The sequence below is a fragment of the Streptomyces sp. CC224B genome, from assembly GCF_030010595.1.
GTDB classification, from domain to species: Bacteria; Actinomycetota; Actinomycetes; order Streptomycetales; family Streptomycetaceae; genus Streptomyces; species Streptomyces longispororuber.
This window is the reverse complement of record NZ_JASCXL010000042.1, coordinates 61,252-72,721: the sequence shown is the minus strand read 5'-3', so window position 1 is coordinate 72,721 and position 11,470 is coordinate 61,252. Positions and strand designations below refer to the sequence as shown.

The following is an 11,470-nucleotide window of genomic DNA, read 5'->3' as shown; positions in this document are numbered from 1 at the left end:
CCACCCCCCCCCCCCCCCCCCCCCCCCCCCCCCGCCCCCCCCCCGCCCCCCCCCCCCCCCCCCCCCCCCCCCCCCCCCCCCCCCCCCCCCCCCCCCCCCCCGGGCCTCACCGTGCGCGCCGACGGTTCGGTCAGCTACCCGCCGGGCGGGGAGAAGGGCAAGGACGACAAGGTCCCGGACGGCGGCACGGCCACCGGCCTGACGGACGACACCGCCTCGGCCGTCGGCCGCCAGGCGGTGAACCTCGACCCGAACCCGAAGGCCCGCATCGCCCAGGACTGCGCGGACCGCATCGCCACGGCCCTGCGACAGGCCACCGAGGCGGACGCGAAGTGGGCCCCGAAGCTCCGCGCCCTGAAGGCCGACGACGACCTGACGGTCAGCGACCGCGACTGGGCCGACACGGCGGCGGACACCCGGGGCGTGCGGGCCGCGGGCAGGGAGTACCTCGACTCGCTCCCGCAGCCCCCGGAGAAGGGCGGCCCCCGGGCCAACGCGGAGTGGTGGAAGGGCCTCACCCCCGACGAGCAGGCAGCCTGGACCGCCATGCGCCCCAACTCCGTCGGCAACCTCGACGGCCTCCCCGCCACGGTCCGCGACGAGGCCAACCGCATGGTGCTCGCGGGGGCGCGGGGCAGCGCGCAGGTCGAGTACGACACGTGGCTGAGACAGCATCCGGAGCCGCCTCGTTACACGGACAAGATCAACCCCAGGACCGGCGCGCCCATGCGGGGCGTCAAGGTCAGCAATACCGCGTGGGAGACGTGGGAGCGGGACCGCAAGGAGGCCCGCGCGTCCCTCGACGGCATGGAGGCGATCCAGCGCCGCTTCGACGCCTCGGGCGCGGAGAGGAAGCCGGAGGCGTACCTGCTGGGATTCAGCACCGAGGGCGACGGCCGCGCGATCATCGCCAACGGGAATCCGGACACGGCGGATCACCAGGCTGTGTACGTACCGGGAACGTCGGCGGGGCTCGGGAAGATCGAAGGAGATATCGAGCGCGCGGTCAAGGTGTGGAACACGGCTGATGACGCAGCGGAAGGTGAGTCCGTTTCCACCATCACATGGTTGGGATACGACGCGCCCGACGCTGTCGACACGGACTCCCCCTTCGAGCACTACGCCTATGACGGCGCGCCTGCGTTCAACCGTTTTCTGGACGGCTTGGAAACAGCGCATACCGGTGATACGGCTCCACACCGCACCGTGATCGGCCACTCGTACGGCTCGACTCTCATCGGCGCCGCGGCCGAGACAGGGCGCCTCAACGCCGATGACGTCATCTTCGCGGGGAGCCCGGGGGTCAAGGTGTCGCACGCCGATGAGATGGATGTCCCCAAGGGGCACGTCTGGAACGAGGAAGCCCCTGGGGATCCGGTCCCGGACATCGGCCGCTTCGGTCACGGCGGGGACGGCTTCATCGTTCCCAGCGACCCGGACTTCGGTGCCCAGCAGATGACCACGGACACCCATGGGCACAGCGGTTACTGGGATGAGGACTCGAGAAGCCTGTTGAACCAAGCCCTGGTAGTGGCGGGGCAAGAAGACAACGTGAGGCTGGAGTCGCACAATCCGTTGACGAGCGACGAAGTGATGCGTTCCAAATAGGAGACCTCCCCATATGAAAACCCGAATGCTCGCCCTCGCACTTGCTGTCCCCCTCACCCTCGCTCTCACCGGATGCAGCATGACTGACAACAAGAAAGATGGTGTCCCGTCTGCGGGCACGAGCAGCACCCGCGACGCTCTCGACGAGATGAAGAAGACCTCCAGCGGACTGTACGCGATGATCGGCGTCAAGGGGAAAGCATCCGACAACTTCCCGGGTGTTACGAGGTGCTCCGGCAAGGACAGGGACACCTACTTTCGCATTTATCACCCCTGGAGCTTCTACCCAACGTCGAAGGGCGACCTCGACGAAGCTCTGCGGCGGCTCAAGGCGGAACTGCCGAAGCACGGCTGGGAGATCGTCGAGTACGGGCCGGACACCAGCAGGAACAAGAACATCAGCCTGACCGCTGACAACGACAAGAAAAAGGTCAGCGTGAACGTCGTCCAGATGAAGAAGAACGACCGGCCCAAGCTGAGTTTCCACCTCGTCTCCGGCTGCTACAAGGTCCCGGACGGTGAAAAGGTCGACCGTTACTGAAGCCATGTCGGGCGGTATGCCCGGTAACCCGGTCCAGCCCGTCGATCCAGCCAACAGCACCGCACTCGATAGCAGTTGAGCACGCAGGCAGCGTTCGACGCGGTGGTTCGGGCGAACACTGCCGCCGGCCGGCCACGTGGCCCCCGTCCCGGTCGGCGGCCTCGTCCAGCACTGAGGCCGCCGCCCATCGCGACACGGACAGTGGCGGAAAGACCGACCTGCATGTGAGCGCCTCTGGCTCCCTGCGGCTGCCCGGCTCACCCAGCGGCATCACCACGGCCGGAGCGGCGAGGTACGACTCGGCACCTGTCGGCAGCTTCCTGGAATAGCACCAGGGAGCCCCAGGGTCTCCCCCCCTGGGGCTCCCGGAGGAGGAACGGCCCACCTTCAAGTGGCGTGCTGCGAGGCATAGTTGGCGGCCGAGCCCGCGCCGCGGATTCACGTCGGCACACCAACGCCCCGTCCATATCCCGGCCTTGCGCGGGTACCCGAGGAATCGGCACGACTCCACCGGCCCGTCGATTCCGAGGAGGCACCGGCCGTGCACGGCTTGAAGCGCTGGCTCGACCACAGTCTGTTCGCGCAGGCACTGCTGATCTTCCCGCTGGGCGTGGCGGTCACCGCCCTGTTCCGGCAGGACGCGCACCCCGTCCGGTGGCTGGTACAGGGTGCGATCTACACCGGGGCAGCCCTCGCCTGCCTGACCTTCCAGCGCCGCAGGGTCGGCCGCGCCGTCGGCTCGGACCCCGACACGGTCACCCGTCTCGACCGCAAGATCCGGCGCCGCGAGGTGCCGGGCGAACCCGGCGAACGGGCGGCGATGCGACGCCTGGTCGCCGAACACGAAAGGCGGCTTGAGCGGTCGGGGCGGTGGCTCCCGTACTGGTTGGGCGGCATGGCGCTCATCGCGGTGGTCATGCTCGTACTCGGGGCGGTCACCGGCTCCCTGGTCGTTCCTGTGCTCTTCGCGGCCGGTGTCGGCGCGTTCTGCTGCTGGATCGTCTGGGTGCGGCGCCGCAGCGAGGAGCGCTGCCGGTTCATGCGCTCGGCCCTGCGGGAGCAGGAGAGCGAACCGGCGGCATGACCCCCGGGGCGCCGAATGAGCCGTACGCGCCTACGCGTCGGCTTTTCGGCTGCCCTCTTTCACGGGCAGGGGCGCGGGTGCCGGTACGGGTACGGGTACGGCAATGAAGAGGAGCGGAGAAGTCCCGTCGACTTCGGCTCGCCCCGGCCCGCCCGCCCACACCCACCGCCCCGAGAAATGTCGATCCGGAAAAGTGTCGACTTAGAGTTCTACGAGCGCAATGTCACCCGGGAAATCCGTGTCGACAAATGCCCATGTTCCTTTCTGCCCCTCTGCGCAGGCCTCATCCGTACCACCCGCCTACCGGCAGCGCAGAAACGCATCTTCAGTCGACGACAACGAGAATGTCGACAAGTAACCGCGGCTGCCCCGGCCCGCCGCCCGGCCTTTGGGCACGTCGATCCCGGCGCGAACACCTAATACATCGCGTACGGCATTCACGATCGCCCCCGATTTGGCACTCATATTAGTGCGGCAGGTATGCGTAATGGTCGACTTGGCCCTGGTCGGGCCACGGGAAAGAACGACTTCTCTCTGTGGCCGCGCGGAATGCGACGGCCGGGCGTCTAAACCGCACATGTACGCCCAGACCTCCTGCGCGACAGCCCCAAAGGTTGATACATGCTGAGCCTTCTCGTCCTCGGCCGCCCACCGGGTGGCCCTCGGCCCTCTCCCGCGAGTTTCCGCAGCCGTGCCCGTGCCCGCCTCCGCTCCCGCCCCGGTACCGGTCCCCGCCCCCGCTCCTCCCTCCGCAGCCGCTTCCGCTTCCGCTTCCGGCTGGCTCTCGGCTCCGTGCTCGCGGTCATGGCGTGCACCTCGGCAGCGGCGGCCCCCGAGCCGTCTCCACCCCCGCCCCCGGCGCCACGGGGCGCCTCCGCCGTCACGGACTTCCCGATGCGCATCGTCGCGTACGTGGCGAACAGCGGTTCCGGCAGCGTCTCCACCTTCGACGTGCGGCTGGACAGGCCCGTCGGCACCACGAAGGTGGGGACGGGGCCGACCGGCGTGGGTGTGGCGCCCGACGGCTCCCACGTGTACGTGGCGAACGGCATCTCCGACACCGTCTCCTTCATCGAGACCACCGGCCGCAAGGTGGTGGCGACCGTGCCGGTCGGCTCATACCCCTTCTCGGCCACCGCGAGCCCGGACGGGCGGCGCGTGTACGCGGCCAACTGGGGCAGCGACAACGTGACGGTCATCGACGCCAAGAGCCGCAAGGTCACCGCGACCGTCCCGGTCGGTGAACTCCCGCACAGCGTCGCCACCCTCCCCCAGGGCACGGCCTACGTCACCAACAGCGGCACCAACGACGTCACCCCGCTGTCCAAGGACAACCGTCCCGGGGCCCGCATCCCCGTCGGCGACTTCCCGAGCGGGATCGCCGCCTCCCCGAAGGGGGACCGGGTCTACGTCGCCGACACGGGCTCCGGCAGCGTCTCCGTCATCACCCCCGCCACGAACAAGGTGACAGCCACCTGGGCCGTCGGCACGGCGCCGCTGGGGCTCGCCGTGAGCCCCGACGGGCGGTGGCTCTACGCCACCGACACCGGCGCCAACGCCCTCCTCATCATCGACACCACCACCGGCCGCGTCACCGCCCGCGTGCCCGTGGGCAAGACGCCCCAGGGCCTGGCGGTCAGCCCGGGCGGCAACCGCGTCTGGGTCACCAACGAGGAGTCCGACACCGTGTCCGTGATCGACCCGTCCCTCCCGAAGGTACGGGCCACGCTGCGCACCGGCCACCACCCCGAAGGCATCGCCATCACCCCCAGGTAAGCCTCCCCTGACGGCACAGAGGGCGGCCCGGCCGGCCGCCCTCCGGTGCCGCCTCACCCCCGCACGGGCCCGGGCAGCCGCGCGCGGACCGTCTTCCCCTGCGCCTCCCGCGGGAACCAGTTCAGTTCGTACGTGAGTTGCCGTACGACGAGGAGCCCCCGTCCGCCCTCCTCCAGCGCGGCCCCGCCGCCCGTCCTCCCGAACCCCGGGAACCCCCGGACCGGGTCCGACACGTCGACGACGAGCCCACCTCCCTCGGCGAGAGCGAGCCGCAGCCACACGTGGTGCCCCGCGGCCTTCCCGTGCCGGGCGGCGTTCGCCACCAGCTCGGACACGACGAGCACGGCGTCGTCGATGTCCCCGCCCCACCGCCAGACGGCCAACTGCCGCCGCACCTGCACCCGCGCGAGCCGCGCGGAGCCCGGGGTCATGGGGTAGCTGGTGGACCAGTCGTGGGTGGGGGGTGACTGGAGGGCGGGCGGAGGGAAGCTGGGGTTTGTCATGGGTCTACGGTCCCGGGGTACCGCGTTCGACTTCAATCGAACTCCCCTGAAATTTCAGCGTAGTTCGCAATTGGACTATGCCCGAATACGCACATCTACCTGCGCGCTCCGCACACGAAGTGCCACACTCCGTATGCGATACCAGGTCACACGCACAAGAGACCACGGGTGGTGCACATGGCGGCCAAGCGCGGGCGCACGGGCCAGAGGTTGGAACTCGGCCTACAGCTGAGGCAGTTGCGCGAAGGATGCGGGCTGACACGAAAGCAAGCGGTACAGGGGCTGCGGATCTCTGAGGCGTCGCTTCTACGCATCGAGAACGGTGATCTGAATTTCCGCAACGTGGGAGACCTGCGGAGGCTGCTTTCGAAGTGCGGCGTCACCGACGAGGAGATCATCGAGAGACTGGCCGAACTGAACCGGGAATCAGGGCGGCAGGACTGGCTGACCCAGTTTCGCGGGCTCATGCCCGCGGGACTTCCCGGCTTCGTCGGCCTGGAACCTGAGGCACGCAGCATGCGGGCCTACCACCCGACTCTCGTGTACGGACTGCTGCAGACGAGGCGCTACGCGCAAGCCCTGCTGGAGCTGCACAAGCCCATCGAGGAAACCACCTCGGAGTTCGTCCGCAGTAGCCTGGAAGTGCGGATGCGCCGCCAAGAGGTGCTCTCCCGGGAGGAGCCGGTCAAGCTCCGTGTCATCCTCGGCGAGGCCGCTCTGCGCTACCCGGTCGGAGGAGCTGAGGTCATGCGCGAACAGTACGAGAGGCTGGCTGACCTGTCGTCCTGGGAGCACATCACGATCCAGGTCCTCCCTTTCCGCAACGGCTATCGCTCCACCAACGACTTCGCCATCCTCGATCTGGGTGATCAGCTGCCGGCCCGCGTCCAGATCGACAGTGCGTGGGGGGCGACCCACACCTCGGACAAGCGCCGTGAAGTCGACCGCTTCATCCGACGGTTCGACGCGATGGCGGCATCAGCCCTGCCACCCGAGGACACCCCCCAGTTCCTGCGCCAACTTCAAGGAGAGCAGTAGCCCGTGCCTATACACCCGACAGCAGCTGAACTCGTCTCAGGCGACGCGTGGTTCAAGTCGTCGTACAGCGACGGAACAGGCCAGAACTGCCTGGAGGCCGCCGACCTGGCCACCCACCCCGCCGGGGGTGTCGGCATACGCGACTCCAAGAACCCCCAGGGCCCCGCCCTACACGTCAGCCGCCCCGCCTGGCAGGCATTCCTCTCCGGACTCTGACGGCGCTCGCGCCTCGGCCATGGTGTCGAAGGGGACCGCCAGGCCCCTGCCTGAAAGTGGAGGACCAGGACATGAACCCGTGCCCCCGCCATCCCCCTGTCGCCACCTGGCGCAAGTCGTCGTACAGCGGCGGCACCGGGAACAACTGCCTGGAGGTCGCCGATCTGGCCGCCCGTCCCGCCGGGGGCGTCGGCGTGCGTGACTCCAAGGACCCCGGGGGGCCCGTCCTCCGGTTCGGCCACCCCGCCTGGAAGGCATTCCTCGCCGGGATCTAACGGGCGTCGCGTGCCAGCCACTCCTGGAGTTCGCGGTGGCGGAACCGGTACGCGCCGCCCACCACGCGGAGCAGGCCCGCGTGGTAGGCCCAGGCGAGGAACGCGTCGAGGCGTGGGGGGACGCGGCCCAGGGCGGCTCCGGTCAGGGTCGCGGCGCCTCGGGCGAGGCCCCCGGCCAGGTCCGTGGCCGTGAACGCGACGGCCAGGAAGACGGCCGTCGCGAAGCCGGCCATGATTTCGAGGCCCACGCCCACGAGGAACGCCACGCCGAGGCGGACCGGCCGGTGCAGCCATCCCGCCTCTCGCCACGCGCGACCGATGGCGTGCAGGAGTCGGGGGCCCGTGTCCGGGCAGAGGAACACGCACGCCAGGACGTAGTAGGCGGTGAGGCCCGTCACGACACCGGCTGCGAAGCCGTCGGCCGGCACGAATGCCGTCGGCTTCATGCCGACGACACCTGCGGGGAACACACCCAGGAGCGCGAACCCCGGCACCGCGCCGGTGCGCCACAGCACGAGGGCGACGGCCGCGAGCGCGCCCCAGGAGGCAGCCGCCGCCCAGGGGTGCGCCCTCCCGGCGGCCCACACCACCACGGCGACGACCACCGGCACCACGGCACAGCCGATGTGGCCGCGCCTGATGGTGTACGCGGCGAAGGGCTGCCTGACGGTGAACGTCACGAACCAGCTCAGCGCGACGACGAACCCCACGCCGTACCAGCACTCCGGCGGCACGGCCGCGAACCCGTCGCTGTGCCGGGCTGCCGCACCCAGCAGGGCCACGCCCACGGTCGACGCCAGCAGCACGCCACGGGACAGGGCCGACGCCGAGGCCCGGCGCAGTCGTTCCCACCGGCTGAGGCGGAGCCGGCGCACCCGGTCCGGCGACCCTGGCGGGGTGGCGTCGTACATCGCGGACGCTCCGCCGAGAGCCGTGACCATCGCCACCGCCCCGGCCATCGCCGCCGCCCCCGTCGTCGACGCGGTCCCTGTCAGGCCCTCGCGGTGGACCCACCACGTCGCGGGCACCCACCCCCTGACCGCGTCCGGGACCGTGCACAGGGCGACGGCGGTGATCGACAAGGTCGTCACCACGGAGGCGGCGGAGGACACGTACCTGCCGACGATCCGGCCCAGCGTCAGCTCCCCCTGTCCCTCCGCCACCGCCATCCGCCGCAGCCACCGCTGCACCCGCCTCGCCTCGTACTCCCGCAGGCGTCCCCACACCGTCCGGTCCCCGGTGAGGCTCTTCCGCGCCCGCCGCACCGCCGCGTTGGCCGACCCGGTCGCCGCCGCCACGTAGCGCGCGAGCAGTTGCTCGCGGATCTCGGCCGCCGAGGCGCGGGCCGTGAGCGGGGGCGCCGCCCCCGCCGGAGCCCCGCGGGTGTCGGTCCCGTGGGCGTCGGGACCGTGCGCACCGGCCCCGTACACCTCGCACGCGAGGCCCAGGTAGAACGGGGAGCCGAGTGCCTCCGCCACCGCGCCGTCCGCCGGCGCCGCCACCGCCGCGTCCATCGGCGACGCCCGGCCGTCCGAGCGCAGCGCCACATAGCGGCGGGCCTGCTCGGCGTCCACGCCGCCGATCCTCAGGAGCGTCGCTTCGCGCAGCCACGCGTGGCGGGCGGACAGGTCCTCGTAGCGGCGCTCCCGGCAGGTCAGGACCAGGGGCGCGCTGCCGTCCACGGACTGGTACGCGTTCAGCTCGGCGAGCGCGCGGCTCGCCCGGTGCGGTTCCGCCTCGTCGGGGTCCATCTCGTCCAGGCCGTCAAGGACGGGGATGACCAGGCGCCGCGCCACCAGGTCGGCGGCGGCCGCGCCCGGCACCTCGTACGCCTTGACCAGGCTGTCCCTGAGCCAGGGCTCGAAGCCGCCGACGGTCCGGCTGCGGCCCCACCAGCGGCGGCGGGTGTGCGCCGGGGGCAGGTCGCGGACGGCGAGCCGGACCGGGACCGGGTCCGTCGGCGCGCGCGTGGCGAGGAGCCGTACGACGAGATGGACCGCGAGGACCGTCTTTCCCGCGCCGGGTTCCCCGGTCAGGACGAGGCGGCCCGGCGCGGCGCAGTACCAGTCCGCGACGCCGGACAGGCGCTGGGCCCCCGGCGGCTCCGTGCCCCCTAGCCGGGGGGTCACCTCGACGGGCAGGTCGATGAGGTGCGCGCCGGTGCCCAGCATGTGGGTGCGCTCGGCGACCTCCACGTCCTGTACGGCGCGGGCGAGTCGGTCGAGCGCCACCGCACGGGCGTCGGTCGCCCGCTGGAGGCGCAGCGCGCCGACGCTGACGGCCGTGCCGGCGAGGACGCCGAGGATGCCGAGCGGCAGCCCCAGCACCCCGGCGACGTCCTGGGGTTGCAGCGCGCTGTGGCGGTGCACGGACCACGCCGCCCAGCAGCACCCGGCGAGCAGTGCCACGAGCCCGCTGCCGAACAGCCACCGCGGGCCTGTGACGCATCGCCTCCCCTCGTCCATGCGCCAGAAGCATGCCGAGCGCCTGGCCACCGGACCAGCGGTTCGGCCGGTTCGGACGGGGCGCCGCCTCCGGCTGTCGCCCGTCCGGGGGACCGTTCGGGGGGTCGTTCGGGGGCCGTTCGGGGGTCGTTCGGGGCAGGGCGTGCCGCCGTTGCGCCGCGCCGGCCTGGTGCTACTTGAGCAGACGGGCCGCCTGCACCCGCTGGAGGTGGATCACGACGTCGTGCGACTTCGCGAGCCGGATCTTCGGGGCGTCCGCGATCCCGGGGTAGGTCGCGCCAATGTTCTTGACGGGGTGCGGCGCGGCGAGCCAGGCGCGGGCCGCCGCCGGGGCGGTGCGCAGGTCGACCACGAAGTCGCGGTGCCGTACGCGATCGAGGGTGTGCTCGGTGGTGCCGGGCGCGGCCGGGCCGACGGTGAAGCGGCGGACGCCGCCGTCCCGGCCGGAGGCGTTGAACGAGCCCCGGTCGAAGGTGAGGCCGACACTCAGGTAGCCGCGGCCCAACTTCTCGCGGAGGAAGTCTCCCTGGACCCTCGGGTAGCTGCCGGGGACGTAGGTCCTGAGGGCGAGGTGGCTGTTGTGGGCGGCGAGCACGATCCTGTCGCCGGTCCGCCGCTGCCACCAGGCGACGTTCTCCGCCATGACCCGGTCGCGGTAGAGCATGGCGTCGCCGATGACGCGCGGGTCGTCCCAGTCGAAGGCGTACAGCGTGGTCATCTGGTGGATCGCGGTGGCGTGCTGGACGGCCCAGGCGTGCGCGTCGGCGTCGGCGCCCTTGCCGGGCCGCTGCTTGAGCAGGTCCACCGCCCGGCCGGTCCGCTCGGCGAGCTTCCTGCGTTCGGCCGGCGGCTTCGCCAGGTAGTCGTTGACGTACGTCTCGGCGTCGGTGGCGGGCCGCAGGCCCCGGTACAGCTCGGCGAGGCGCGGGGCGAGCCCGGGGCGGGCCGCGGCCGCGTAGGCGCCCACCTTGTCGTACAGCTCGGCACCGGCGAACCCGCCGTCGTCGCCGACGAAGCGGACCGGGTCCTTCGGGTGCTTGACGTTGTACGCGCGCATCCACCGGAGCAGATCGCGGTACTCGGCGTTGTTCCACCACCGGTAGGTGCCCTGGAACTCCTCGTCCATGATCTGCTCCAAGTCGCCCTCGCCGCGCAGGAGATAGGCGTCGAGCCGCAGTCCGGTGCTCCACGGGGCTTCGAGGGCGAAGGCCCGGAAGCCCTTCTCCTCGACCAGGTACCGGAAGACCCGGTGCTTGACGGTGAAGAACTCGTGCGAGCTGTGGGTGGCCTCGCCCAGGCCCACCACCCGGGCGTCGCCGACCATCCGGCCGAACGGGCGGAGGTCGGCCAGGCCGCCGCGGGGCCCGGTGGTGCGCAGCGGGTGGGCCACCCGGCCGAGGGCCGCCTCGGGGGAGCGGAACGCGGCGGTGTCGGCGGGGGCCGAGGCTGCGGTCGGGGCGGCGGCCGGGGCGGGCGCGGTGGCGGCGGAGGCGGCCGGGGCGACGGCCAAGGTGGCACCGAGCGGGACGAGCAGGGCGGCGAGCAGCGCCTTGTGCGTGTTCATGGGCCCCACTCTCGCCGCGCGGAGGCACCCCGGACCATGCGCTGCGCCCCCCGATCGGCCCGGGGGTTGGCTACACCCGCCGATGGGCGGGGGAATGGGGTCCTGGTCCTGGTCCTGGTCCCGGTCGTGCACGGGGATCGCGTGGGTGCCCTTCCACCCGGCCGGGGAGCCGGTGCGGGCGGGAAGGGGGCGCAGCCCCCGTACGGCGGAGGGGGTTGGGGCTGCGCCCCCGGTCTCGGAGCGGGGCACCCGCGCGCGGATCGCGGGGCGCCCCACGGCCGTGGCTCGGCTGTGCCACGGGGGCCGGTGGTGGAACTACGCCGCCGGGGTGGCGGCCAGGTCACACCACCGGGTGGGCGGCGAGGTCATGCGCCCGGCCGGTGGCCAGGTCGTACGCCCG

10 protein-coding genes are annotated in these 11,470 nt (G+C 71.8%); 7 read left to right on the top strand and 3 right to left on the bottom strand.

Going from position 1 to position 11,470, the window contains the following annotated elements; genetic code table 11:
• Window positions 1–111 precede the first annotated feature (111 nt).
• The 4 genes from QK440_RS18600 to QK440_RS18585 all read left to right on the top strand — a co-directional run bounded on the left by QK440_RS18600 (window position 112) and on the right by QK440_RS18585 (window position 5,009).
• Window positions 112–1,608 carry an alpha/beta hydrolase gene (locus tag QK440_RS18600; RefSeq protein WP_282794241.1) on the top strand — a complete coding sequence of 499 codons (1,497 nt, stop codon included), beginning with the start codon at window positions 112–114 and terminating at the stop codon, window positions 1,606–1,608.
• Window positions 1,609–1,687: 79 nt separating this feature from the next.
• A complete protein-coding gene (locus QK440_RS18595) occupies window positions 1,688–2,149 on the top strand; it encodes a hypothetical protein (RefSeq protein ID WP_282794240.1) in 462 nt (153 codons plus the stop codon).
• A gap of 541 nt (window positions 2,150–2,690) precedes the next feature.
• Entirely contained in the window at window positions 2,691–3,233 is a 543-nt protein-coding gene (locus QK440_RS18590) for a hypothetical protein (protein WP_282794239.1), read from the top strand.
• A gap of 894 nt (window positions 3,234–4,127) precedes the next feature.
• Window positions 4,128–5,009, top strand: a complete 882-nt coding sequence (locus QK440_RS18585; RefSeq protein WP_282794238.1) for a YncE family protein — start codon at window positions 4,128–4,130, stop codon at window positions 5,007–5,009.
• Between the two features lie 53 nt (window positions 5,010–5,062).
• On the opposite strand, the gene QK440_RS18580 is transcribed toward QK440_RS18585, so the two are convergent.
• Window positions 5,063–5,512, bottom strand: a complete 450-nt coding sequence (locus QK440_RS18580) for an ATP-binding protein (RefSeq protein WP_282794237.1) — start codon at window positions 5,510–5,512, stop codon at window positions 5,063–5,065.
• A 177-nt stretch (window positions 5,513–5,689) separates the two neighbouring features.
• Here QK440_RS18580 and QK440_RS18575 point away from each other — a divergent pair, with 177 nt between their 5' ends.
• From QK440_RS18575 to QK440_RS18565, 3 genes are all read left to right on the top strand, one after another.
• Entirely contained in the window at window positions 5,690–6,550 is an 861-nt protein-coding gene (locus QK440_RS18575) for a helix-turn-helix transcriptional regulator (RefSeq protein WP_282794236.1), read from the top strand.
• A 9-nt stretch (window positions 6,551–6,559) separates the two neighbouring features.
• On the top strand, window positions 6,560–6,766 hold the full coding sequence (locus QK440_RS18570; RefSeq protein ID WP_282794250.1) for a DUF397 domain-containing protein: 207 nt from the start codon (window positions 6,560–6,562) through the stop codon (window positions 6,764–6,766).
• A 71-nt stretch (window positions 6,767–6,837) separates the two neighbouring features.
• Entirely contained in the window at window positions 6,838–7,041 is a 204-nt protein-coding gene (locus QK440_RS18565) for a DUF397 domain-containing protein (protein WP_282794235.1), read from the top strand.
• Here QK440_RS18565 and QK440_RS18560 read toward each other — a convergent pair.
• Together QK440_RS18560 and QK440_RS18555 are read right to left on the bottom strand one after the other, a co-directional pair.
• Window positions 7,038–9,506 (bottom strand): NACHT domain-containing protein, encoded by a 2,469-nt coding sequence (locus QK440_RS18560; protein ID WP_282794234.1) that lies wholly within the window; start codon window positions 9,504–9,506, stop codon window positions 7,038–7,040. The two genes, QK440_RS18565 and QK440_RS18560, sit on opposite strands and share 4 nt — an antisense overlap.
• A 172-nt stretch (window positions 9,507–9,678) precedes the next feature.
• Window positions 9,679–11,070 (bottom strand): erythromycin esterase family protein, encoded by a 1,392-nt coding sequence (locus tag QK440_RS18555; protein ID WP_282794233.1) that lies wholly within the window; start codon window positions 11,068–11,070, stop codon window positions 9,679–9,681.
• Window positions 11,071–11,470: the final 400 nt, after the last annotated feature.